Raw genomic sequence first — 26,135 nt, forward strand, 5'->3', positions numbered from 1 at the left:
CGGGTCTGACCAAGCCGCCTACGCTTTTCTATTGTCCAGCTTCGGCGCCTAGACCCTCGAGATCATAAGTCAAACCACCCAAAAAGGCAAAGAGCACCTTTCCGGGTGGTTCGTCTTATGCTTGTCGGGTCTGACCAAGCCGCCTACGCTTTTCTAGGCCAATCCCTGATTCACCATCCATCTCAGCGCTTCTTTTCGGGATGGGATGTTTTGGGAATGAAGTCTTTCTAATATGGACATGTAAAAACTGCTATCGAATTGTTTTTGAGCTTTTAATGTGATTTCAATGGCGCTATTGACCAGTTCATCCGGGGCATCTGTGTATTTTTTACCAAAATAGATGAAGCCAATTGCGTCTTCTTGAAATTTGAAGCCTTTGTTTTCAAGATCTATGAGAAATTCTTCGGTTGTCTTTTTCACGTTTCTCCTCACCTTATCGCCACTTTGTCTTCTCTTATCTTACAGAAAATTTTTTCTTTTGCCTATCCTTTTTAGAAAACAGGAAGGCAATGTAGCCCATAAATGAACCAAGTAATGCCCCTCCGACTACTTCTTGAGGTTGATGTCCCAGCATTTCTTTCAGTCGCTTTGGCTTTTTCTCTTCGAATTCTACCGCTTCTTTATCATGAGCTTTGCGAACGAGCTCATCCAAACTATTCACTTTAAGGGTCAGTTCACCCGTTTGTCTTCGGATTCCTTGTGCATCGTACATGACGATTAGACCAAAGATAAATGAAAGAGCAAAGTCAATGGTTCTGCCCCCCCTCTTTAAGGCAATAAATGTTGTTAACGAAGCAACCCCTGCACTATGAGAACTTGGCATTCCCCCTGTTTGGAAAAATAGCTCAGGTTTCCATTCCTTCTTTTTTAAAAAGTGCAGTGGTATCTTCAGACCCTGTGCGAGAGCTATACTGATAAGTGCTGTAACAATCCCTTTATTCACCCTTACACCTCCCTGCCTTTAGTTTGTCCTAAAATTCTCTGCACATAGGATATTTATTATGAACATAGCCAAAATAATAATGATTACAGAAAAGGAGGGGTTTCGGTATGACAAAAGGAAATAACAAAAACAAAGGTAGAAATGCCAAAAGCGTGAATCCACAAGGAATATCACAGGATGCAGAATTTGCCATGGAGCCGAAGAGCCAATTGGAAAATGCGGCTAAGAAATCGAATACAAAGTAAGCATTTCCACGTAAAAAGTGTCAGGGGCCAAACGGATCCCTGACACTCCTATAAATGGCTAGCTTGTGGCAACCATCACATTAGAACCTACTAAATATCTTCTAAGCACCTTCAACTCTAATTCGTCCACAAATGAAAGAGTTTCATGAGCTACGTTATTCCACCGAGCTTCCTCTACCGAAACAGACAGGGGCACACCACAGTGAATCTCGGCTAACTTTCTTGAAACATGAAGCATGTCAAGGTCGGCTTCAATCTTTTTCTGTTGGGATGGGGTTAACTTGTGCAGGTTCTCGAGTATACCTGAGATATCCTTATATTGTTGAATCAGCTTTAATGCCGTTTTCTCTCCGATCCCTTTTACCCCGGGATATCCATCACTTGTATCACCCATTAATGCTTTCACATCAATAAACTGCTGAGGAGTAATTCCTCTCTCTTCCACAAAAATCTCTTTCGTATAGGTTTGATAGTTACCAAAGCCTTTTTTCAAGAGCATAATGTCAATATTGTCGTCCAAAAGCTGCAGGAGATCCTGATCACCGCTTAGAACGGATACTTTGCGATCGGTTTGATGAATTTTGGCAAGAGTCCCAATACAATCATCTGCTTCGTAACCAACTACACCCACATTCGAAAGATTGAATCCTTCTGCCACCTCTTTTGCAAGATCAAATTGAGGGATCAGTTCAACTGGTGGTGCATTCCGATTCGATTTATAGTCATTGAATACTTCATTACGGAATGTCTGACTCCCCATATCCCAGCATACTATGATATGTGTAGGCTTTACATGATCCGCCGCCATCAGTAAATGCTTCATAAACCCCTGAACTCCATTAGTGGGAAGTCCTTTTGAGTTCATCATGAATTGACCCGTTACAGCTGTTGCAAAAAAAGATCGAAATAATAGTGCCATACCATCTATAAGTAATAAATGCTCATTTTTATTATTCAATTCTTACACTCCTCATCGCTCATTCTCGTTTTTGTTCACTTTATAAAGTATAACATATACGAATAAATAGCTAATTGGAAAAGTGATGAACCTTTTCCAATTAGCTATTCGCCTTTATTCCTTCTCAACCGTGTGATTCTCATAGGACACCCAATCACTGTAGCTTCCAACATAAAGTTTCACATGATTGAATCCTGCTTCCTTAAGAGATATGAAATTAGGGGTCGCTGTTACACCTGAACCGCAATAGACAATCACTGGCTCATTTTTATTAAGATGGGCGAATCGATCATACTGCTGTTCTCCTTGAATAAAATATCCATCCTTCACACCCTCGGTCCATGGAAGATTGGTGGCTCCTGGAATATGACCCGGGATGCGGTCTATCGGTTCTTCTTGGCCTAAGTATCTTTCCCTGCTGCGGGAATCGATTAAAGGAGTGTCTCGAACCCCATCTGCGATACTCCTCACCTCATCCAGAGAAGCTACAATCGTTTCATTAAAGCTTGGACGATAGCTTTTTGAAGGGTACACAGGTACGGTCGATTCTGTTTTCCCTCCAGCCTTTTCCCAAGCTGCAAATCCACCATTTAAGATATATACCTTCTCATGTCCAATATATTGGAACAACCACCAGCAGCGGCCTGCGAAGGCACCTTCCTTTTCATCATAAATGACAACCGCTGTATCATTATCAATACCGACATCCTCCACCTTGCGCAAAAAGTTCTTCATATTCGGAAGGGGATGGCGGCCCCCATGCTTTTTCACATATCCTGATAAATCCTTTTCTAAATCGAAAAATACGGCTCCCGGAATATGATTCTCTTTGTACCTCTCCCGCCCCTCTGCCGGGTTTCCCATAGAAAATCGACAATCAATGATTCTTAGATCCTCATCATGAATATGACCTCTCAGCCAATCCGTATCGATAATTGCCTTCATGATATTATCCCCCTCTTCTTCATTAATGCCAGTACTTCCTCCTTAGGTTCCCAGCAAGAGAATTGATAAGTGGTTTTGGTTTCATAGCCTAGTCGGGAACAGAAATAGGAGGTCTTCTGATCAGTCTTGATTCCTCGAATGTGAATACATGTAGCACAGCAATGATAAGTATTCGCCACGACCTTCCTCCTTCTTTTCTTTAAGCTTGAATCTGTTCTAGTTGCTTCAAATCATACTTTAGCTTGTTCAGGTCCTGAACGGTCTCTAAAGCCTCCATATTTGAATTGATCTGCTCCATCACCTGAATCAACATTTCTTCTTTAAGTGTGTCAAACTCTCTGTTTAAATACGAAACACCCCAATCTTCCAGCCGTTCCTGCTCCTGTTCTAAATAGCTATCTGCAGGCTCTTGAAGTAATGCTTCCAATTTTTCCTGAACAATCTTTTTTCCGCCTTGTTCAAAGAAATGCTTCGGATTCTTAAATGAAGAAAAGGCTTCTTCGAATAGTCGCAGCTCTGTTTGTTTAAATGCGTTCTCAAATTCAATGGTGCTTTCGTTTTTGTAGTCCTGAGGAGATAATACCAGTTCTTTCTCAACCTGTTGAATCATTTCTCCAAGGACCAACCACTGCTCAGTCAGTATTTTCTGAATGAACTGCTGAATGCGAAGAGAAGTGGCTCTCATTTCCTGTGCCAGATCAAATCCGATACTTGCAAGAAATTCCTTCAATCCTTCCTTTATCGCTTGGGATTGGTTGGAGTATTGCAGAAACAATCCTGAATGGAAGGCTTCCTTATAAAAATCGGATACCCGGAAAAATACCCTTTGCTTCACATAAAACACAAGTTCCTTGGATTCTTGATGCATTTCGACCTCAAGTGGGTGGACGGATTTGGTATCGATAAGTGAGCGAACCTCATCCTTTGCATCTTTCAGCTCCTGTTTGCGTACTTCCTTGTATGTTTTATCACTTGAAGCCGTATGAATATATTGTTTAAATCGTTGCAGGCCTCTATCCCATTCACTGAGAGCGGACTCAATACTCATGCTCACTAATTCATTCTGTATAAAAGTTTTGAATTCCTTCTTAAATATATCCATTCCTGACTTTTCAGAATCTGATTCTCTAAGAGCCTGAAGAGAAGATACTCCAAAGATCCTTGGAAAACGGATTCCATATTGAATCAGCTGCGTCTCCACATAGTCGATCACTTCATTTTTTTCTTCCTCGTCGCTTGCAAGATCGATGGCATTGACGACAAAGAACATTTTATCTAATTCAAACGTGTCCTTCACCCGGCCCAATTGAATGAGGAATTCACGGTCTGCCTTGGCAAATGCATGGTTGTAATAAGTCACAAATAGTATCGCATCCGCATTTTTGATATATTCAAATGCTACTCCCGTATGACGTGCATTAATTGAATCTGCTCCTGGTGTATCGACGAGTGTGATTCCCTGCCTTGTAATATCACAATCGTAATAGAGATCGATGGATTCCACAAAACAAGCTTGAGCTTCATCCGCCACAAACCCTCTATACTCTTCAAGATTGGCCTTTATTCTCATTCCAAGACTTCCTTTAAAGGCCGGATAACCATTATAAAAAGCCTGCAGGAATGAAAGATGTACATTTTCCTTACCGCTTCCTTCACTCGTTAAAGCAGGGACAACCTCCATAGCTTCATCCAGTGTTGAAACACTGCGATTGAAATAGGATAGGGAATGGGCAATGTCTTGAAATAGCTGGTCGTACGTCTTGATTTGGACGTGAGCGGTCTCATGCTCACCGACTTCTGATACGGGATTGATTCGATTGATGGAGGCCGTTGTCGGATTCGGACTCACCGGGAGTATTTTCTTCCCTAATAGTGCATTGGCAAATGATGATTTCCCCGCACTAAACGCACCGAATAATGCGATGGTAAAGGATTGATTGGACAGCCGCTCTTTCTTTCCTTCTAATAAATCTGCCGTCTTTCCAAAACCTTTGTATCTCCTGAATACGCTGGTCATCGTTTCTAAACGTTCGATAACCTGTTCAATAGAAGCTTGTAGGTCTTGGTGTGGCTTAGGCGAAATCTCTTCCCTTGTTCGAATTGTTTTCTCTTTCTGAGCAGTCTCAATGTCAGGTGCAGTAATATAATCTTCCGCTGTTGCTTTCCATTTCCCTATCCATTGTTTGATCACAAGATCAGCCTGTCTTTGATCGACCTTAACACTCATTAACTTTCCAAGTTGAGCGACCTTCTCTTCATGCAATGTGTTCCATTGATAGATGAATGCTGTTTTCTTTTGGAGTTCCTTAAGGTCTTCCTCTAAAGCTGAATTCTCTTCTGAAGAGGCGCTTTCAATTTCATTCAAAGTATCTTCAATTAAATCATTTGTATAGGCCCTGGCTTTCCTCTTTAACTCCTCAGAAAGATCATCACAGTATTGGAGGACGTAATCACTCGTTATTCCTGCACCAGGTTTGATCATATCCATTAGGAATTGTTCATCCACTTCCAGAGATAATTGATCCCACTTGATGCGTTGGTCTGATGAAGGACTGTATTCTTTCAGCATGTGTTTTCCCAATGTCTTAAGATGCCATTCTAATTGAGACTCGACCCGTGTATTTATATCGTCTTTAAACTTCTGGATCCTGACCGTTTTTTCATCTTCTGTTTTTTGTTTTGAAAATAAAAATCCTACTTTAAAGTCTGATTGTCTGCTTTCCAGAAAATCCTTCGCTAATTCTCTCGTTTCAAACGGCATTAAATACGCATTTTTCAGGATTTCCCTTCTTTCTTCTTCAAAATGCTCTTTTATCGCTTTTACGTTCCCTCTTGCTAATGTTTCAATTAAATTTTTCTCAGTCTGAAGAAGGGAATCTTTGTCATTCCATTCTTCGGGTGTCAGGATGTTTCTTCCTTTTTCCTCGATTTTTCCGAGCTCTTCCTCATACCACTTTTCATGCTCAGACCTCAATTGGGAGATGGCCGATTCTGCAGAAGCTTCAATCAGTTCACTTTTCTTCATCACCTGCTCTTCAATCAAAGATTCTAATTTTTCAAGATCATTATGAGGATGATGTGGAGCTTTTAAACTTGTAAAAAACATCCCATTGGGTACAACACCCCAAGATGCAAAGGAATTCTCTACACTTTCTTTAAAGTCGCTGAATGACAATTCTTCTTCCTGGTGTTTATCAATCTGATTTACAATGAGATACAGCTTGACTCCATGACGGATCATTTCCTTTGTGAACTCGAAGTTCACCTGAGATTGAACATGGTTATAATCCATCACATAAAAGACGGCGTCGGCGAGATGGATGGCCGATTCCGTTGACAATCTGTGGGCATCATCCGTACTGTCTACACCCGGTGTATCTAAAATGGATACACCCTCGGGCATCTCACTTTTGCTACGACCTATTTCAACAGAGTATACTTCCTCACCGTTTTTGCAGAAGTCCCTAATGGTGGCAAACTCATACGGTGCCTGAAAGTATAGGTTCTGGGAATGATGATAATGAATTTTTGCGAAATCCGTTGGTGCATGGTGCACCTTTACTAAATTTGCACTGGTAGGAATCGGACTAGACGGGAGGATTTCTTCTCCCATTAAGTGATTGATCATCGTTGACTTCCCTGCAGAGAAATGGCCGCAAAAGGCTAGAATCAATTCATCATTGTGTAATTTCTCTGCTAATCTTTCTACCTTTGAAGCCCGCTCGTCGTCTCCGGATTGAAGGAACCGATCGTGGTAGGCTGTAAGTTGTTGCAATGTATTATGTAATTGTGTACTTTTATGCTTTATCTGACTCATTGTAATAGTTCCTTTCTGTTTTCAGAAAAATGGTAACGGTTTTATTTTATCGTATTTATCTCAATTTCTCTATGAAATCATATCAAGCAAAGGAAATAATGATAACGGTATCAGTATATGCAGAGGTTTTATTGATTGAAAAACAAAAAAGCCCTCTTCCGGAGAAGAAGGCTTTGTATCTATTGAGTTGTTTCGGTTGCAGTCAGGTTTGAATGAACAAAAGTTTTTGAGTTTTTCTGGTATGAAGATATTTTCTTTTTTTGTGCTGAATCCTTCATCACATTTGATAAAACATACTTCATCATGAAGCCATACACTATTACAGTAAATACGATCAGAAACCATACCATATTTGTCTCCACCCTTTTGTTATTTTATAAATGAGAATAATTTTCATCTTCAATTAGAATCTTATCAAAAACGATAATCATTTTCAATAAGAAATTTATTTTTCTTTTTTGAATAGTGGAATCCAGCCTTTAGTATGAAGGTGAATCCTTTCGTAATCGGTTTCAATTCGGAGGGCATTTTCCTCCAATGGGATCCGGATAGAGAGAATGAATTGATTCAATAGTGCAAAGATAAAAAGTGTCCAATAAGCATTAAAGAGCAATGGGACAACTAAAAATTCCAATGTAACGATAAAATAATTAGGATGTTTCAAAAATTTATAAGGACCTTTCGCGACCACTTCAGCGTTCGGAAGCACAATGATCTTCGTATTCCAGTACTTCCCGAGGGAAGTAATCACCCATATTCTTCCCAGTTGAGTCAGGATAAAACCAGTCAACAGGAGTGGCCAATAGGCATTAACTCCTTTATGAAAGATCCCTCCTTCTATTAGTAAAGAAACAAAAAACGCTATATGGATGGCGACCATCATTTTATAATGGGACTGCCCATATTCTTTAGCTCCCAGTTCCTTCATCCACTTTTCATTGGACTTGGCAATGAATAGCTCCACAAGTCTCTGAATCATCAGTACTAAAAAAAACAGAATGAAATAGAGCATCATTCCCACCTCATCAAAAGCAGTTCTGAACTAAACCCTGGTCCTAAAGCGGTTCCCAAGCCTATATCTCCACGCTTACAGCCTTTATTCATAAATTCCTTCAGCACATACAAGATGGTTACAGATGACATATTCCCATATTCCTTCAACACCTTCAAAGATTCAGAGGTCATACTTTCATCCATCCCTAAAGCTTCCTGGTAGGCTTCAATCACTTTCCTGCCGCCGGGATGAGCCACGAAATGTTTAATGTCTTCAAGCCTAATACCATTAACGTTGATGAACCCCTCCACATTCGGACGTAGCCAGTTCCTTACAAGTGTTGGTATATCCTTTGAAAACACCACATACAGTCCATTATTCTTTACATCCCACCCCATCACATCAAGGGAATCCCGAAGCAGTGTCGACTGAGTGGCAAAAATGGTTGGCAAAGGATGCGTAATGCCTTTAAGCACTGGACTATCATCACCACAAATAACGGCACAAGCCACCCCATCCGCAAATAACGAGGTACCAATCAGATTGCTCTTTGACCGATCTCCATGCTGAAAGGTGAGAGAACAAAGTTCAATGGAAAGGACGAGAACATTCGCTTTAGGAAATGCTAAACAGTACTCATAAGCACGTGACAATCCACTCGCTCCACCAGCACACCCCAATCCCCAAATTGGTATTCGTTTTACATGAGGTGAGAATGGCAGATGATTCATGATTCTTGCTTCGAGACTTGGTGTCGCGATACCTGAGGTTGATATCGTAATAATCGCATCAATATCTTCTAATGTAAGTTGATGTCGGGATAAGCTCTTCTTAACAACTTTGCTGCCTAAATCAACTGCATGATGAATGAATTCATCATTCTTTTCTTGAAAGGTATGCTCTTCCGAGAACCAGTCGATATCTTTTACGAAATAACGGCTATCTATTTCACCATTTTCAAACACGGAGAGAAGACGTCCGATATCTTTAAAACTTTTGGAAAACAACTGTTTCGCAAATTCTGCCGCTTCTTTTTGCGTAATTTTCACAGGGGGAATCTCGGTTTCAACTGAGAGAATTTTGGGCATAATCAAATCACTCCTTACAATTCCATGTAAGGATAGCTTTTCCATTCACTCACAAATCATGTATTAGATTCCCCTTCTCTTACCAAAGGAGCGATTGAAACCCTCCAAAATGTTCATTATTATGAAAATAATACTAAATTACACATCTTTAGTACCAGGTATTATGGTATGATTACAGTGACAAAATAGCGGAGGATACGACATGATTTTAACGAGAAGTGTAACAGATATTTTAAATAGTTCAATTGAAGCCCTTAAAGGGGTGATCCCCTTATACATTGACGTTTTACAGCCCTCGTTATTGACTGAGCCCTTTAGTCAGCATAAAATCGGAGTACTCATTGGAATTACCGGGGATGTAAGGGGCCGAATGATTATTGATGGTGAAGAAGAGTGCTTTCAATCCCTTGGGGCTTCAATGTTCGGTATGCCACTAGAAGGAGAAATGCTTGAATCTTTTGCAGGTGAATTAGGAAACATGATTGCAGGAAACCTTGCTACTCTATTAGCTCAAGCCGGCCATACCCTGGACATCACTCCCCCTACCGTCATTGTTGGTCAATCAAAAATGTACGGGTTCGAAAAACCCCTAAAGCTGCCCATAGTCATTGAGAATGTGGGACATTTCTTAGTAATTCTAATGATTGAATAATTGCCCTGAAATAGATAAAAGGCTAACCTCAAGCATATTGGTTAGCCTTTTAGTGTTTAGAAACCTTGAATCGTCATGCCGCCATCTACAAAAATGGTTTGACCGGTAACATAATTCGAAGCATCCGATGATAAGAAAACAGCCGGTCCCACAAGTTCTTCCAGTTCACCGATTCTTTTTAAAGGTGTTACGGCCAAAATATCGTTTACATATTCTTCATTTTGCAATAATTCTGCCGTTAATGGTGTTTTAAAATACCAAGGCCCGATACTATTCACATTGATATTGTATTTTCCCCATTCCATGGCTAAAACCTTCGTCATTTGAATCATGGCCGCTTTCGTCGAAGCGTACACAACCCCCGTACGTAAGGCAACATGACCAGCAACAGACGCTATGTTAATGATTTTCCCCTGCTTCTTTTCCTTCATATGTTTACCTGTTTCCTGACTCATCATAAAAGCAGATTTTAAATTTGTATCCATGATGGTTTGCCACTCTTGATCCGTAACCTCAAGGGCAGTAGAACGGATATTCATTCCTGCGTTATTAATCAAAATATCAATGGAACGTTTTTGATCTTCTATGTAAGCAATCGCTTTTCGAATTTCCTCCCTTGATGTTATATCTGTAGGGATTATATACGCCTTTCTACCCAGCTTTTCTATTTCACTTGCCACATCTTCTAAATCATTCCGCGTTCTAGATAGCAGGACAACATCCGCTCCTGCTTCAGCTAAACCAATACTGAGAGCTCGTCCAATTCCACGGCCTGCCCCGGTGACCACTGCCAATTTATCGTTTAATGAAAATGAAGGTAAATACATCTTCACACCACCTCACCAATTATTTGAATCTTCTATATATTAACACAGTCCCTTTGTCGATAACACTTTAACCGTTTTTCTTATTTCCTTGTCCATTTTGAACATGAATATTGATTTTCCCCTCGACATCGATGTGACATTGAGGACAAACCGTTTTCTCAGAATAAATCTGGCAGCACTGTTTACAATAATATTTTTCCATCGGATAGCCCCCCATAAATTGCTCACTCATACACTCTATGCACATTCTTGACAGATGTGAACCAGTGAAAGACCTATCCCTTCCTGACTTCACATTTATTTCACAATATTTCAAGTAACCTGTGACATTTATCACAGATTCATAGCGGTTTACACCTTTATGATAGTGATAACAAAATCAATCATCCAATGAATGGAAGGAATGAAATATATGCCGAAACCGGAATTTCATCAAAAGTCAGAGGTTAAGGTCGAAGAGTCTACTTCTTTAAAAGGTACTTTTATTTCGGTCCTGTTTCTAGGCGGATTTTTAGTGCTTACATGGCTAGGGGTATTCATCCTATTTTTAAATCGTTTTTAACTTTGAAGGAGTGGTTTACATGCACATGCATCGTTATGAAAAATGGTGGTTAACGTTAGGAACAGGGTCTCTTATTTTATTTTTAATTATTTTAGGCATCAGTGCTTTTCACCAAGGACATCAACCTCCAAGCGCGAAAGCATACGTCAATCCTGAGCAAGTGGATAAAATCTCGCCTTTTAACGAGCCGGGATTGAAGAAAGTAGAAGGAAAGGCTTGGGATTACGAATTAGTGTTTGTCGCATCTGCCTTTCTCTACACGCCCGGGGAAATTGAAATACCTAAAGGATCTACACTTAAAATCATCGCCACAACAAAAGATGTTGTTCACGGATTTGAAGTTGCAGGAACAAATATTAATATGATGCTTGAACCAGGGTTTGTCAGTGAATATACAACAACCCTTGATAAGACAGGGGAATTTCTAGTTGTCTGTAATGAATATTGTGGTGTAGGTCATCACACAATGAAATCTATGATTAAGGTGGTGGACTAAAATGAAGCGATTTGTAAGGATTGATAAAAAAGATGCTACATTGGCGATGGCACATATTTATGTAGGCTTTATTGCCTTGGCACTAGGTGGATTGGCAGGATTATTACAAGTGTTGGTGAGGTCAGGGAAGTTCATATTGCCTGCAGGGATCGGCTATTATCAGGTGTTAACGGTTCACGGTGTATTACTGGGGTTGGTATTGACCACTTTCTTCATCTTAGGATTCCAGCATGCTGCCATTTCGCGAACTTCCGGTACCTATTCCGGGAAATCCCGCTTGTTTGGCTGGTTAGGCTTCTGGGTCATGCTTATGGGCACAATCATGGCCGCTGTTATGATTCTATTAAATGAAGCAACTGTACTATATACTTTCTATGCTCCTTTGCAGGCCCACTGGATATTTTACTTAGGGTTGACCTTCGTCGTTGTTGGAAGCTGGTTGGGTGGAGCCGGCATGATCATCAAATATGTAAGCTGGCGAAAAGAAAACCCTGGACAACCAAGCCCTCTGTTAACATTCATGGCCATCATCAATACCGTCTTATGGATTGTCGCCACCATTGGTGTGGCTGGAACGGTTTTATTTCAGCTCCTTCCTTGGTCTCTCGGTCTCGTTGATCGGGTAGATGTACTTGTTAGCAGAACATTATTTTGGTATTTCGGTCATCCCCTTGTATATTTTTGGCTGCTGCCTGCCTATATGGCATGGTATGTCATTATCCCAAAAATCATTGGCGGGAAAATATTTTCAGATTCGTTAGCCAGACTTTCCTTTATATTGTTCCTCCTATTCTCTATCCCGGTTGGTTTTCATCACCAATTAGTGGAACCGGGAATCGACGCGTATTGGAAGTTTTTACAGGTAGTTCTTACCTTTATGGTTGTCATACCTTCCTTGATGACTGCATTTTCTCTGTTCGCAACCTTTGAAATGTACGGCAGATCCAAAGGAGCTACCGGATTGTTTGGATGGTTTAGGAAGTTACCATGGGGAGATGCCCGCTTTACAGTGCCATTTATCGGCATGGTTGCCTTTATCCCAGCGGGAGCAGGCGGATTAATCAATGCATCGAACCAGATGAACCAGGTTGTTCATAACACCATCTGGGTCACCGGTCACTTTCACTTAACCTTGGCCACTTCTGTTGTCTTGACGTTCTTCGGTATTGCCTATTGGCTCGTACCTCATTTAACAGGACGCGTCTTGACGAAAGCAATGAACAAGCTGGCGATCGTGCAAGCCATTGTTTGGTCTGTAGGAATGGGCATCATGTCAGGTGCCATGCATGCTGTCGGATTACTCGGCGCTCCAAGAAGATCCTCTTTTTCAACTTATGGGGATGCACCGCAAGCCCTTGAATGGATTCCGTATCAAGTCGCACAAGCCATCGGGGGAACGATTCTTTTTATCGGGATCATTCTGGTTCTATACATCTTTATCAATCTGGCATTCTTCGCACCTAAAGGAGAGGAAGAATTCCCAGTCGGTGAAAAAGCCGAAGCAACTGAGAAAACACCAATGGCTATTGAAAACTGGAGGATTTGGTTAACCATCTTAGCAGCCCTCATTCTTGTTGCCTATACCGTTCCTTTCATAGACATGATTCAAAACGCGCCTCCTGCTTCCAAGGGATATCGTTTGTGGTAAATAGAAAAGCGGAGGCGGCTCGCCCTGGGGCGACAAGCATAAGCCAAGTAACCCGGAAAGGCGCTCTTTGCCTTTTTGTGTTACTTGACTTATGACCTCGAGCCCCAAGCCGCCGGAGCTGGACATATGGAAAAGCGGAGGCGGCTCGCCCTGGGGCGACAAGCATAAGCCAAGTAACCCGGAAAGGCGCTCTTTGCCTTTTTGGGTTACCTGGCTTATGACCTCGAGCCTCTAAGCCCTGGAGCTGGACATATCGAAAAGCGGAAGGGCTTTGCCCAGAGGCGACAAGCATAAGGCGGCCCCACCGGAAAGGCGCTCTTTGCCTTTTTGGTGGGGCTGACTTATGACCTCGAGCCTCTAAGCCCTGGAGCTGGACATCGCGAAAAGCGGAAGGGCTTTGCCCAGAGGCGACAAGCATAAGGCGGCCCCACCGGAAAGGCGCTCTTTGCCTTTTTGGTGGGGCTGACTTATGACCTCGAGCCTCTAAGCCCTGGAGCTGGACATCGCGAAAAGCGGAGGCGGCATGGTCAGGAAGGAAATTACTAAATGTATACTTATACTAATGGAAAAGAGGCTGCCTCGGGCAGCCTCTTTTCTATTTCTCTTTAATAGGAACAAACAACTCTAATTTCCGTCTGGAGTAGTCTTTTTCATAGCCATTTTCCTTAATCCAATTAAAGATCGAAAAGTAGGCTTGTTCTACTTCCGTTGACAGCCCTTCATAAAGAGCGTGAGCATAGACGCCTGCAGGGAGAGACAGTTCGACTAACCCCGGTGGAAGCTTGTCCACACGATCAACCTCTACGGTACAATAATACGTAAAATCAGTCGCTCTGTCATGGAAAGGAGCGTATATGCATTCATCTCCATTGATGTGGTGAATGGATGGGATCATCTGTAGAAACTTAGTGAATAGTCTCGGGATCTCTGCCCCTTTTCCATATGGACCTGTCCAGCCTATTCCAACAAGCAATTTATCCTCTAGTGATGCAACGTTTATTTCCATGATTTTGCCTCCATTGTATTCGTTAATTCAAGGAATATACCTTTGAATACTTCTCCGTTAAATACTCGGCCAAGTACTTTGCATTAAGCCCTTCTCCAGTAACTTCCCTGATGATTTCCAGCGGTTTTTTCATCTTGCCCCACTGATGGACGTTTGTCGTCAGCCATTCTCTGATGGGAACAAGATTTCCCTCTTCCAACAGCTCTTCATAATGAGGAAGATCTTTCAACATGGCACGCTTAAACTGCGCAGCGTACATATATCCTAATGCATATGACGGAAAGTAACCGAAGCTCCCACCAGCCCAATGAACATCTTGAAGGACACCTTCACCGTTATGAGAAGGGCGGATTCCCAAGTACTCTTCATATTTCTGATTCCAGATTTCAGGAAGATCCTTCACGTCTATCTCATCATTAAATAATCCCTTTTCAATTTCATACCGGATGATAATGTGTAACGCGTACGTTAATTCATCTGCTTCGATTCGGATTAAAGATGGCTTCGATTCATTGATTGCCCGGTAGAAATCGTCTTGTTCAACGGAATCGAACTGTCCTGAAGAGTAATCCTTCAGTAAAGAATAATTCTTCTTCCAGAAAGAATGATCTCTTCCTACAAAGTTTTCATAGAACAGGGATTGAGATTCATGGATCCCCATAGACGTTCCCGTGCATAGTGGTGTACCAATCAAATTCTTGGAAATGTTCTGCTCATACAGAGCATGTCCACCTTCATGGATTGTCCCGAACACGGCTGTTCTCCAATCCTTCTCGTCATATTTAGTTGTTACCCTTACATCACCAGGGTTTAAACCAATCGCAAATGGATGGACGGTCTCATCCAATCTGCCTGAGTTAAAATCATACCCCATTTGCTCAAGGATCTTTAAGCTGAAATCCTTTTGCTTATCCTTTGGAAAGTGTTCAAAGAGGAAATCGGTATGTGGCTTATGTTCCGATTCGGAAATCTTATGTACAAGCGGGACAATTTGATCTCGAAGATCGCCAAATACCTTATCTAACACTTCAACCGTTACACCTGGCTCATACATATCCAGTAACGTATTATATTTGTTATCTTCGTAGCCCCAGTAATCAATAAAGCGTTTCGTAAATGCCACCAGTTTTTCTAAATAGGGCTGAAACATAGAGAAATCCGCTTTTTCTTTGGCTTCTTCCCATACACCTTCAGCTTTCGATTGTAACACCACGTATTCCCTATATTCAGAAGCGGGAATTTTTTTATTCCGATCATACTCTTTTTGACACTCTTCTAACAGCTTTTGTGTCATGTTATCCAATTTGTCCATTTCTGGCGACAGTTTAGCCAGGTATGCAGCCATTTCATTTGAGGTCGACATTTCAAAAAGCTCAGATGAAAGCATCCCAATGACTTCAGATCGTTGTTCAACCCCATTTTTCGGAGCACCTGTCCGTAAATCCCATAACATCAAACCAAGCGCTTCGTTGTAGGCAGACATTTTTTTTACATAATCATGGAAACGATCTCTTATTTCTATTACTGATTCTTTCATTCTAAAAAAGCCCCCTTTTTTTACATTCAATCTATTTTATCATATTTTTCTGGCAACTTGGGTCAGAAAGATTGATAGAGAGACGATTAGAGAAGTCATAGTAGTCGAAGAGTAGATGTCTCTACATACAGAAAAAAACCGCCCAATTCAGGCGGCTCTTCCAACACTTTATGAATTCAACACTTCAATTCCAACTGGTAAAACGGATTCTACCAACTGTTTATAAGCTGCTTCATGACCGTTCACCAAGACATGGACGCTTCCTTTGTCCTCGCTCGTCCGAATCAATCGGCCAATACCCTGTCTCAGTCGAAGGAGCATGTAAGGAATGTCCACTTCTTCCACTGAGTTTTCAGCATGATTTCGTTTCGCATCAAACACAGGATCCCTAGGAGGGAATGGGAGTGAATAGATAATGACTTGGGAAAGTGACTCTCCTGGCACGTCCAAACCTTCCCATAAATGATAGGAGCATAGAACTGTAAAGGTTTCCTGCTGGAACTGCTGGACCGTTTCACTAATTTCCCTGTCACCTTCATAAATCACATTCCAGCCCTGGTTTCCCTGCTGCTTTTGATATTGTCTAAAAACATTCATTTCTTCCTTAGTAGAGAAGAGAATCAACGACTTCCCTTGGTTTTTCTTCAACATGTCAAAGGCATACTGATTTTTAGAATCACTGCCTTCTTCCAATGAAGGAAGAAAAGCTTTCATCATGTCTTCGTATTTATAAGGAGACTCTACCGAGAACCTTTCATATTTTTCAATCCCCAGCGATTGAGAAACATAAGAGAAGTCTCCATTATAAGAAAGGGTGGCAGAAGAGAAAATAAATGGGATATTTTGAGAAAAAACTTGTTCTCTCAAAATTTCTTCCACCAATCTTGGCATCACAACAAAGGTGTGTTCTTCTTCTGACGTTTCCAACCAATAGATTCCTTTTTCATCATCTATGAATAGTTTCAAGGAAAACTGAATCTGCTCAAGATACTCTTCTACTACCTTTAGTAAATAATCATCCATGACATACATTTCTGATTCAAAGACTAGCTCATTTAAAAGATTTTCAATTTTCTCAGTCAGCGCTCTCCCTTGCTGTAATATGGCTTCGGAACGCGAAATGTATTGTCTCTCAGAACCATTCTCTCCTTTGGATTCTTTCTCCAGGAGTTCGAACCACTTTTCATTATCCAGAATGATATCTTCAATGACATACAACGTTTCTTCCCTCATATCAGACGCTGAAAGCTTCTCCAGTAAGCCTTCAAGGGTCTCCATTCTCATGCGGTAAGTCATCGCTTTTTGAGAAGCAAATTCCAATAAGTGACCCTCGTCAAATACAACAGAGCTCGCTTCTGGCAGAAGTGGAAGTTGCCCTTCCCGTTTGCGGGAGTCTTTCGTCCAAATATGTTCCATATAAAAATCATGGGAACAGATGATTAAGTCTGCTGCCCCCCGGTAATGTTCACGATGAAGTGTAAGACCACAGCGATGGCGATAAGAACAAGACATACAGTCCTGAAGAGAATCCCAGCCAACTTGATTCCATTCTTCATCAGATAGATGAGCATATTCTTTTCTATCCCCATAATGACTAAAGCTTCTCATGGATGAATTATCGTGTACAAAACCCGGTAATTCCTCCCATATGTCCTGGTACCCCTTGTTTTGGGGGATGTTTTCTTCAAGTTTTTTTATACATAGATATTGTTCTCTGGACTTTGCCAATCGAACATCTATATCAAGATCCAGTGCATTCTCAAGCTTCTGTATGTCCCCTTCCTTTTTCACAATCTGCTCAATGAGCGTTTCATCCGCACACGCAATGATTGCCGGTTTGCCAGTATATCTGGCAAATGATAACGCATATAATAGGTAGACAAGGGTTTTCCCCGTACCGACACCTGCTTCTGCAAACATAACCTGCTTATTTTTATATGCTTGATTTAGCTGAAAGGCCATAAATACCTGTTCATCCCGTAAATCAAATCCCTTTTCAGGCAATAGATCATAAAACACGTCACCGACCCAATCGGATAATGCTTCATAAAATGATTGCTCCTTGGTTAATTCAAATGGTAATTTTCTTCTCATGAGGACCTCCTGCGTTACACAATATTTCTAATTTACTAGAATTCTTTCTTATTGAAAAGGGATAACCGTCATTTTTTTAATTGAAGGCTTTAACAATGGCTCTTTTCGCAATAATTGTTGTTTTCAAGAATAGAATCTGCCAGGGCTCTGTCAACCGGTTTATGCTGGATGGTGAGGGGAACTGCTCCGCTTGCAGCTAGCGTTCGGCCGAGCCTCCACAGCTTAGCCGAACGGGGTCTCGGCACGCCCGTACTTCCGCAGGAGTCTGCGCAGTTCCCCTCACCATCTTTAACAGAATTTTCATGACAGAGCTTCAAGGTGTGCAAGAACACAATGTAACTAGAAAAAATAATTCCTCTTCCTAAAAAGGAAAATCAATTTCTACTTACCTTAAATGAGATTGTTTGATAAAATTCTTGTTTTTATTGTATTCCATTGAGGATACATGCTCAGAAAGTTGATTCTCGCTGCAGGATGCTCGACTCCTGTGGGAATAGCTGGACAGTACGAAAAGCGGAGGGGCTTTGCCCAGGGGCGACAAGCATAAGACGAGTCTGCCGGAAAGGCGCTCTTTGCCTTTTTGGCAGACTTGGCTTATGACCTCGAGCCCCTAAGCCCCGTAGCTAGACAGGTGAGACCCCGGAGGCGCAGCCGAGGAGGCTCACCGCCAGCCCCGCGGAAAGCGAGCATCCTGGAGCGGAAATCAACTATTACTTTCTCCTCTACAATAGCAACAAACTATACGAAAAGAGCCTAAACAAAAGAAAAGAGACGCTCTATACAAGGGTAGTTCTACCACTTGTATGGATGTCCCTAGTCTCCCGAGAATGCACTCAGTCGTATATTCTCTTTTTCCTTAACAATTCATATTGAAAAGCCTGATCAAGGTTTTTCGTCGCTTCATCCAAGCCGGCTTGAATGGCTGCTCCTTCTTCTCCTGAAATGGAAGAAATAGAGCTTTGTAATGCCTGATAGATTTTGTGGTAATCGATGAAGGAATGGTCCATCCTCTTTCACTCCTCTGAAAATGATAGAACTATTATACGCAGGAAGTGAAAGGGATATTCTGAACTTCTTTTCTTTTTTTTGTACTTGAAATGATTACCCTTTTCTCGGTGGACGCGGGCCAAAGTACTGGTAATAATCTGTTCGAATGAATCCGTTAAACAATTTACGTTTTTTCGTAGCTTGTTTACCGTAGCATTGTTCAAAGTTTTCATGGGAAGTCATCATGTAAACAGACCAAGTATCGAGCTTCTCGAAAGCTTTCCCCATTTCCTGGTACATTCTTTCTACTTCTTTTCTTTCTCCCAAACGTTCACCATAAGGAGGGTTTCCGACGATGATGCCATATTCCAGTTCTGAAGTGAAGTCTCTGACTTGCATTTGTTTAAATTTCACCAAGTCTCCAAGCCCCGCTTCCATTGCATTCTCTTTGGAAACTTCGATCATTCGGTGATCGATGTCCGTACCCAGTATTTCAAGAGGCTGATCGTAGTTAGCCAAATCCTCTGCTTCCAAACGTGTTTTCTCCCAGACCTCAGCAGGCATCATTGGCCACTTCTCTGACAAAAACTCACGATTGAATCCTGGAGCAATATTTTGCCCGATCAAGGCCGCTTCAATCGGAATGGTTCCAGACCCGCAAAATGGATCTACAAATGGACGGTCAGGGTTCCATGTCGTTAATTGGATAAGGGCAGCTGCCAGTGTTTCCTTTAAAGGAGCCTCACCTTGTCCGATTCGATAACCCCTCTTATGAAGACCTTGTCCACTCGTATCCAGGGTGATGCTTGCTACATCTTTATGGATCGCCACCTCGATTTTAAACAAGGGACCGGTTTCGTCAAGCCACGCTGTACGTTTGTATGCTGTACGTAAACGTTCAACGATTGCTTTTTTTACGATCGCCTGGCAATCAGGTACACTGTATAGCTTTGATTTGACCGATTTCCCCTGAACAGGAAATTCCGCGTCTACTGGAAGGAAGTTTTCCCATGGCAGTTTCTTTGTATTTTCAAATAGTTCATCAAAGGAGTACGCTTTAAAGTCTCCGACGAGAATCTTTATCCTGTCAGCTGTTCTTAGCCACATATTGGCTCGCGCAATCGCTGTTTCATCTCCTTTGAAGATGACTTTTCCGTTATCCACCTGACATTCGTAGCCCAATTCTTTCACTTCTTTTGCAACAATCGCTTCTAAGCCCATCGCTGCCGTTGCAATTAATGTATATGTACTCAAATTCGTCACCCCGTTAATCATTATCTTTATTTCAATAGTATGGTCTTGTTTCCTTAAATATAAAAAGGACTGATACAAAAGAGCAGTGTATTACCTGCATGTATCAGTCACTTGCATTATTTAATCCATATTGCTCTTATCCCGTAATAGTGTTCTGTAAGCCATGTTTTGTTCCGTTGTACTACAAACGACTCTTCGTCTCGTACTCGGGTGGTAATCATCTATCTACAAAGGAAGCTCCTTTGTCCCTCTCTTCGTTCGTTTCCTCTGAGAGGATTCCCCTACCTAATTTTGGGTTTCTCGCTCGTGGGGTTTACCTCGTTCCACTCCTGCCATTTCTAACAGGACTTCGTCACTGTGGCACTTTCAAGGTAGTCACACCATATCCAAAGGACTTAGGTGTTTTCCCTGCCGTCAACTCAAAACTTGAGCTGCCCTAGCTTATGAATTGGCTAGGCACGAACACTACGTGCATCTCAGCACCGTGCGAGCATGGACTTTCCTCTACAACTTAACGTTGCAGCGATTACCCGAACACCATTAAGGATCAGCAATAACTAATTATACTGTAGTTCTTCCGAGTATTCAACTGGAAATATCAGTCATACAATTTGTTTCCAAATACGTGTTTCTCTAAATTAGACAAGCGCTTAAGAATATCGAAATTCGTTGTGCCTGTCTGTTGAGCAGGAGCAGCGGAGCGTTGTTTACTTGCTCCCTCCACTTGTTTCTTCAATCGCAGGTTCTCTTGTTGCAGATCTTCTATTTCTTGATGGAAGGTTTCATAATCTTTAATAATCAAATCTAAAAATTTATCTACGTCTTCTGGTTTATATCCCCGCATACCACTTTTAAATTCTTTTTCTAGGATATCCTTTGCGGTTAATTTCACTTTATCTGAGATCATTATATTCACCTCTATATTTATCACTATCATTTTTTCAAATAACCATCAGTTTGTCAATTATAATTGTTTTCGGGGCTATACAATTCCCGAAGTGTTAATGAGTGATAAAACATCCTCTACTCAATCTTCCACTGCTCTTCTTCGACGACCCATTGCAGATCATGGAAGGTGATCGCCCTTATTTCAAAGGAAGGATCAGTTTCTTTCTTCTTCTTTGCTTCTTGATAGAAGTACCTGGGTGAGCCTTCTTTTTCTTCATCATACAGTATCACTAACGCTTGGCTTTTTTGCAAGAATAACTGATTTTTATTTCGGAATTGCTGTGGACTCTTGTAAGGTTCTTTTGAGATTGACTCGACAAAATCAGCTTGAGAAAGAATGAGTTCATAGTACTCTTTATTCACGTCATTCCAATTTTCTTCTTGGGAGAGAAAAGGAGTCAATATAGCCAGTTTAAGATCAGGATAATCTTCCTGAAGCTCAAATACCACTTCTGCTCCCCAAAGTTCAACCCCAAGTTGCCCACTAATGAGTACCCATTCTAAATCTTCATCCAAAAGGGAAACTAATTCTTTCTTTAAAGCCTGCTTTATGTAGTAAATTGCTTTGTCATCTTGCTTAAAAACTCCTAGTTCAAAGGATTTATATCCGGTTATGCACGCAACATTACTCAAATGCAAAACTCCTTCATTAAACTTTCAGGACAGACAATTTCTCTTTAAAGCTTAGTGTGTCCCAATCCTTTACACTCTATTGTAACATATTTTACGAATTACGAGGTCAAGATCCCATTCTATCATAATAAAAGTTCACCATCATAAAGAAGAGATGACTCTAATAGTCATTAGTCACTTTTGCAGAGCGACACAGTGTGTCGCTCTGCAATTGAAACTAACCTCTTAGAGGCATCCCTCGGAAGTCTTCACTCAGAAAATTATCGTCCCATACCATATGGTCCGAATGGTGGTCTTGGACGCGGTCCGGGTCCGAATCCTGGGCCAAACCCCGGTCCTCCTGGGCCTCCAGGGCCTTGAGGTCCTCCTGGTCCACCCGGTCCACCGCCACAGTTGAAATGTTGGTGTGAAACACTGTCTACTTGTGATTGTGTTTGTGGGAAATAATGTTTATGTTGATACATAACATTATTTACATTTGTCGTGTGAGTAGGGTGAATGTGTGGCACCTCATAGGTGTTGCATGACTGATTCACACAACATTTTGTCGGGTGCATGACTGCAGGAAGTACTTGATTAGGTCTTGGTCTTTTATACATAGAAACGCTCTCCTTTCATCTCTTAGTTGTTACACTAATAGCCTATGAAACGAAGAGGATACATGTACTAATACAAATACCTATTTTTAGGAAAACATTTTGCAGACTTACATAAAGCTATATAAACTTTCCGGATAATTGGTAAAAACAAAAGCCGTTAAACCAATGACGACAAAGAACAAAATTAAGATCGCTCGGTTCATTTTCATCATCCCATCTAAATATTAAATATTTTCAACACAATTAACTATTTTACATCTACTTTTGAAAATTCTCAATATAAAAATAAGGAGTTTGAACCACTTTTTTAGTATAATTTATAAAAATTTGTGAATCTAGGATGGATGGTTTGTATTCTTATTCAATTTTCTTGTTAACCGGCTCTTTCGATGATGAAGTTTCCCTATAAAGACCTCGTGCTTTTGACTGTTTGCTTCCTCAGTTTCAATCAGCAGTGATTCGAGTTGCTCACATTTTTCTAATGCTAACTGGAAATTCTTCGTTTTGTGCTCATACAATTTAGCCAGTTCCAACAGTGCGACTTTTCTAATGGAAATAGGGGCTTCTTTCCACAATCGTTCCCATAACTCTATCGCCTTCCATTCTTCTTTGTCTTTCTTGTATTGAAGAGCGAGGAGGTGCATCGCCTCATAATTTGTTCTGTCATCTTCTCTAATAATCTCTTGGTAACGTTCTTTTGCAATCTCTCTGTTACCTGTGTATTCAAGCCATCTCCCGACCTCGAAGCGCTCTTGGTCAGTGGCTTTTTTATGAGCATTCAATAGTTGAAACGTTAAATGCGTATAGAGAGTGATCAATGACAATATATCCAGCTCATTATGGGTCATAACTTTGAATATACCTTCAGGATCCTTACGCTCGATATAATCAAAATATATCATAGGGGCTAAATATCCTGGAACATCGTCCACTCTATTAAATCCAAGGATCTTTCGCTCTACGTTTATTAATTTTACAGACTCTAACCTGTGCTTAAAGAGTCTTCTGGATCCGTGATAAAGGTCAAAATGCCCAAATGCGGGCAATTGGGGGACATGCTTTTTAATGAGTGTATGCCTTGTCTTAACTTGAGGCCAATCAAACGCTTTTCCGTTATATGTCACGAGTGTGTTATAATCCACATGGCTTAAAAAACTGTGATAGAGAGGTATTTCACTTCCCGGTTGAGGCAAAAAATGCTGGGTCACAATCACCTCTGTTTCTGTCACCCTCCCATGTCCCAATAAGAAGATTGTATTTCCAACCCCACCACCTAAACCGGTCGTTTCCGTATCAAAGAAAAACATTTGTTCATGAGTATGCCCTTTAGAAGACAAGGGATGGACACCCGCAAAGTCCTGCCAAGCATCCACCGCGCTAATAAAATCTCTAAACGTGTAGTCCCCATGTTGATGATCGATTGGATATCGTTTCTCTCTCACCAGACAGAAATCACCGTCAATATCGTACACAGTGGCACCATTTTGTTTCCATAAATCAAGAAATGGCAAGTCTGCCGATTCCTGCTCTAAAATGGGGGGCTGACTTTTCTTATCTTCAGCGTCTTCTTCTCTGATAAGATGTTTTTTCATTCTTGATAATTTATTTTTAAGTGACATATTGATTCCCTCCTTCTTTTATTGAAGGAAAAGATGAAGAAGCTTTAATGTATCCACTTTAGCTGTGTCCAGTGAATGATCAGTTCCAATACATGATGGACAACCAGTTTTACACGGACACCGCTCTATCATTGCAGATGTCTCAAGGAGTATTTTCTCCATCTGTTCATACACCTTTTCACTTAACCCGATCCCACCAGGGTACCGATCGTAGATAAAGATCGTAGGTTGTTCATTGTGTGCAGCTTTTATTTGTGGCACTACAAAAATATCACTGGGGTCGCACATCACAAATAAAGGAATAATCGATTTCAAGCTTTGTGCTGCCCCTATGAGGCCTTCTTCCAAACGCTCCTGACTTAATGAAGCAGCGTCTCTTAAAGAAATCCAGCTGGAACTCGTGTGGAGTTCTTCTTCAGGAAGATGGATGGGTCCAGATCCAATATTTTCGTGGGTATCAAATTTAATTTTCTTGAAAATCGTTGCCATTGCTTGAACAGTTACATCCCCATAAGCTACGTCATACCTTTCCCCCGTGCGAATCTTGTCTGTTTCGAGTACTCTTAATTGTACAGCCAGATTGGCATCAGTGAAATAATCCACGTCCACTTCCCATACATACGCTTTCTTTTCTTCCCAATCCAGTTCCTCTACTTGAAATTGAACTCCCTGGTGTAAATAAATCGCTTCATCATGCAATAAGGTCATAGCTGAAAAACGATCCATTTCCCCTATTACTTTCACGGCTGAGATGTCTGTTTGGTCAATAATAATGACATTTTCCTGTGAAGCTGAGCGAAGGCTGATGTTATGGGCAGGAAACACATCATTCATCCAATACCATTTTTCACCGTTCTTATGAACCACACGTTCTTCCACTAAAAATTCTAGAATATCATCAATATCGTGCCTGCCAAATTGTTCCCCTTCCTTAAAGGGGAGCTCATAGGCAGCGCACTTAATATGATCAATAAGAATAATCAAATTGTCAGGGTTGATTCTCGCCGTTTCTGGGGTTTGCTCAAAGAAGTAATCCGGATGCTCAATAATGAACTGATCTAATGGGCTTGAGCTTGCCACCATGATGACCAGAGATTCCCCATGCCTTCTGCCGGCTCTTCCAGCTTGCTGCCAGGCACTTGCGATCGTCCCGGGATAGCCCGTCATGATGCACACTTGTAATTGACCGATATCTACCCCTAATTCAAGGGCATTCGTACTGACAACTCCGTAGATTTCACCAGATCGCAAGCCTTTTTCAATCTCCCGGCGTTGAGTCGGCAGATATCCTCCCCTGTACCCTCTGATTGATTTCGATCCTAATTGACTCTTCACTAATTCTTGTAAGTAGGTAAGGATAATTTCCACCCTTACCCTGCTTCTGGCGAATATGATCGTTTGCACCTTATTCTTCAATAATTCACCAGCAATTCTCCTGACCTCCAGGGTCGCACTCCTGCGTATATTCAACGGTTTGTTTACAATCGGGGGATTGTAGAAAACGAAATGCTTTTTGGCACTTGGTGCACCGTTATTATCTATTAAATTCATTTCATTTCCGGTTAAATGCTCTGCCAGTTCTTTCGGGTTTGCAATCGTTGCCGATGTACATATGAAAATGGGAGAAGCTCCATAAAACTCGCAAATCCGTTTCAATCTCCTGACCACATTGCTTACGTGGGAACCAAAAACCCCCCTATATATATGAAGTTCATCAATTATTACGTATTTAAGATTCTCAAAAAGAGACACCCACTTTGTATGATGAGGAAGGATGGCTGAGTGGAGCATATCAGGATTCGTTATGACGATATGTCCAGCTTTCCTTACTTTTTGCCGGATATTGGCGGAGGTATCTCCATCATATGTATAGCTATTAATAGAAGCTTCAGCTTCTGAGATGATTTCGTTCAACTCACTTTTCTGATCTTGTGCGAGTGCTTTAGTTGGAAAAATATATAACGCCCGTGCATCCGGGTTGTCCATGATCGTTTGTAATACAGGAAGATTATAACAAAGAGTCTTTCCCGAGGCTGTAGGAGTTACTGCGGTAAAATTCTTTCCTTCCATTGCCAGCCGAAAAGCGGAATGTTGATGGGTATAAAGCTTTTCGATGCCTCTTTTTTGCAGCGCATTTATTATTTTATCATTTATCTCCAGTGGCATATCTACCAATTGAGCGGGTTTTTCATCTATGGTATGCCAGTGAACAATCTGTTTATTAAAATCATCTTCTCTTTTAAAATGTTCAATCAACTGTTGAAGATTGTTTTTCTTAAACAC

23 protein-coding genes and 1 other RNA gene are annotated in these 26,135 nt (G+C 41.2%); 4 read left to right on the forward strand and 20 right to left on the reverse strand.

All coding sequences use genetic code 11. The annotated features are described in order from the left end of the window. Positions 1-153: 153 nt before the first annotated feature. Together FZC88_RS06910 and FZC88_RS06915 are read right to left on the reverse strand one after the other, a co-directional pair. Positions 154-420, reverse strand: coding sequence for a DUF6123 family protein (locus tag FZC88_RS06910; protein ID WP_148969411.1), 267 nt, complete (start codon positions 418-420; stop codon positions 154-156). A gap of 34 nt (positions 421-454) precedes the next feature. Then, positions 455-943 (reverse strand): divergent PAP2 family protein, encoded by a 489-nt coding sequence (locus FZC88_RS06915; protein WP_148994133.1) that lies wholly within the window; start codon positions 941-943, stop codon positions 455-457. A gap of 107 nt (positions 944-1,050) precedes the next feature. Between FZC88_RS06915 and sspL the strand changes: the two genes are divergently transcribed. Continuing rightward, entirely contained in the window at positions 1,051-1,188 is a 138-nt protein-coding gene (gene sspL, locus FZC88_RS06920; protein ID WP_148969413.1) for a small, acid-soluble spore protein L, read from the forward strand. 58 nt (positions 1,189-1,246) lie between these two features. Here the strand turns inward: sspL and FZC88_RS06925 are convergent, their stop codons facing one another. From FZC88_RS06925 to FZC88_RS06950, 5 genes are all read right to left on the reverse strand, one after another. After that, positions 1,247-2,146: a 5'-3' exonuclease gene (locus FZC88_RS06925; RefSeq protein ID WP_148969414.1), complete on the reverse strand. Its 900-nt coding sequence runs from the start codon at positions 2,144-2,146 to the stop codon at positions 1,247-1,249. A gap of 114 nt (positions 2,147-2,260) precedes the next feature. Continuing rightward, the gene (locus tag FZC88_RS06930) at positions 2,261-3,091 is read right to left on the reverse strand and encodes a sulfurtransferase (RefSeq protein WP_148994134.1); all 831 of its coding nucleotides are present in this window, start codon (positions 3,089-3,091) and stop codon (positions 2,261-2,263) included. 199 nt (positions 3,092-3,290) lie between these two features. Further along, positions 3,291-6,908, reverse strand: a complete 3,618-nt coding sequence (locus FZC88_RS06940; RefSeq protein WP_148994135.1) for a dynamin family protein — start codon at positions 6,906-6,908, stop codon at positions 3,291-3,293. 445 nt (positions 6,909-7,353) lie between these two features. Next, entirely contained in the window at positions 7,354-7,920 is a 567-nt protein-coding gene (locus tag FZC88_RS06945) for an isoprenylcysteine carboxyl methyltransferase family protein (RefSeq protein WP_148994314.1), read from the reverse strand. After that, entirely contained in the window at positions 7,920-8,990 is a 1,071-nt protein-coding gene (locus FZC88_RS06950; RefSeq protein ID WP_148994136.1) for a type III polyketide synthase, read from the reverse strand. Before FZC88_RS06950 ends, FZC88_RS06945 begins: the two co-directional genes overlap by 1 nt. Positions 8,991-9,192: 202 nt before the next feature. Here FZC88_RS06950 and FZC88_RS06955 point away from each other — a divergent pair, with 202 nt between their 5' ends. Continuing rightward, positions 9,193-9,642, forward strand: a complete 450-nt coding sequence (locus FZC88_RS06955; RefSeq protein WP_148969419.1) for a chemotaxis protein CheX — start codon at positions 9,193-9,195, stop codon at positions 9,640-9,642. A gap of 56 nt (positions 9,643-9,698) precedes the next feature. On the opposite strand, the gene FZC88_RS06960 is transcribed toward FZC88_RS06955, so the two are convergent. Then, positions 9,699-10,469 carry an SDR family NAD(P)-dependent oxidoreductase gene (locus FZC88_RS06960; protein ID WP_148994137.1) on the reverse strand — a complete coding sequence of 257 codons (771 nt, stop codon included), beginning with the start codon at positions 10,467-10,469 and terminating at the stop codon, positions 9,699-9,701. Between the two features lie 67 nt (positions 10,470-10,536). After that, a complete protein-coding gene (locus FZC88_RS24405; RefSeq protein WP_262371776.1) occupies positions 10,537-10,671 on the reverse strand; it encodes a hypothetical protein in 135 nt (44 codons plus the stop codon). A 379-nt stretch (positions 10,672-11,050) separates the two neighbouring features. Between FZC88_RS24405 and FZC88_RS06970 the strand changes: the two genes are divergently transcribed. Next, entirely contained in the window at positions 11,051-11,527 is a 477-nt protein-coding gene (locus FZC88_RS06970) for a cytochrome c oxidase subunit II (protein ID WP_148994138.1), read from the forward strand. A 1-nt stretch (position 11,528) separates the two neighbouring features. Continuing rightward, complete coding sequence (locus FZC88_RS06975; RefSeq protein WP_148994139.1) at positions 11,529-13,175, forward strand: b(o/a)3-type cytochrome-c oxidase subunit 1; 1,647 nt, start codon at positions 11,529-11,531, stop codon at positions 13,173-13,175. 595 nt (positions 13,176-13,770) lie between these two features. Here the strand turns inward: FZC88_RS06975 and FZC88_RS06980 are convergent. The 11 genes from FZC88_RS06980 to FZC88_RS07025 form a co-directional block, all read right to left on the reverse strand. Continuing rightward, entirely contained in the window at positions 13,771-14,181 is a 411-nt protein-coding gene (locus tag FZC88_RS06980; protein WP_148994140.1) for a GyrI-like domain-containing protein, read from the reverse strand. A 22-nt stretch (positions 14,182-14,203) separates the two neighbouring features. Continuing rightward, entirely contained in the window at positions 14,204-15,718 is a 1,515-nt protein-coding gene (locus tag FZC88_RS06985; RefSeq protein ID WP_148994141.1) for a carboxypeptidase M32, read from the reverse strand. A 168-nt stretch (positions 15,719-15,886) separates the two neighbouring features. Then, positions 15,887-17,812, reverse strand: coding sequence for an ATP-dependent DNA helicase (locus FZC88_RS06990; RefSeq protein WP_148994142.1), 1,926 nt, complete (start codon positions 17,810-17,812; stop codon positions 15,887-15,889). 833 nt (positions 17,813-18,645) lie between these two features. Then, the gene (locus FZC88_RS23910; RefSeq protein ID WP_187443267.1) at positions 18,646-18,819 is read right to left on the reverse strand and encodes a hypothetical protein; all 174 of its coding nucleotides are present in this window, start codon (positions 18,817-18,819) and stop codon (positions 18,646-18,648) included. Between the two features lie 94 nt (positions 18,820-18,913). After that, complete coding sequence (locus FZC88_RS06995; protein WP_148994143.1) at positions 18,914-20,053, reverse strand: THUMP domain-containing class I SAM-dependent RNA methyltransferase; 1,140 nt, start codon at positions 20,051-20,053, stop codon at positions 18,914-18,916. Positions 20,054-20,205: 152 nt separating this feature from the next. Next, an RNA gene (rnpB, locus tag FZC88_RS07000) (RNase P RNA component class B) lies at positions 20,206-20,591 on the reverse strand. Between the two features lie 60 nt (positions 20,592-20,651). Next, positions 20,652-20,960, reverse strand: coding sequence for a cell division regulator GpsB (gpsB, locus tag FZC88_RS07005; protein ID WP_113970666.1), 309 nt, complete (start codon positions 20,958-20,960; stop codon positions 20,652-20,654). Positions 20,961-21,076: 116 nt separating this feature from the next. Continuing rightward, positions 21,077-21,634, reverse strand: coding sequence for an SLOG family protein (locus FZC88_RS07010; RefSeq protein ID WP_148994144.1), 558 nt, complete (start codon positions 21,632-21,634; stop codon positions 21,077-21,079). Between the two features lie 260 nt (positions 21,635-21,894). Beyond that, positions 21,895-22,233 (reverse strand): CotD family spore coat protein, encoded by a 339-nt coding sequence (locus FZC88_RS07015; RefSeq protein WP_148969429.1) that lies wholly within the window; start codon positions 22,231-22,233, stop codon positions 21,895-21,897. Positions 22,234-22,568: 335 nt separating this feature from the next. Beyond that, a complete protein-coding gene (locus tag FZC88_RS07020; protein WP_148994145.1) occupies positions 22,569-23,852 on the reverse strand; it encodes a ribonuclease H-like domain-containing protein in 1,284 nt (427 codons plus the stop codon). Between the two features lie 18 nt (positions 23,853-23,870). Next, a complete protein-coding gene (locus FZC88_RS07025; protein ID WP_397541175.1) occupies positions 23,871-26,108 on the reverse strand; it encodes a DEAD/DEAH box helicase in 2,238 nt (745 codons plus the stop codon). Between the last annotated feature and the right edge of the window lie 27 nt (positions 26,109-26,135).

The organism is Rossellomorea aquimaris, from assembly GCF_008180865.1.
Taxonomy (GTDB): domain Bacteria; phylum Bacillota; class Bacilli; order Bacillales; family Bacillaceae_B; genus Rossellomorea; species Rossellomorea yichunensis.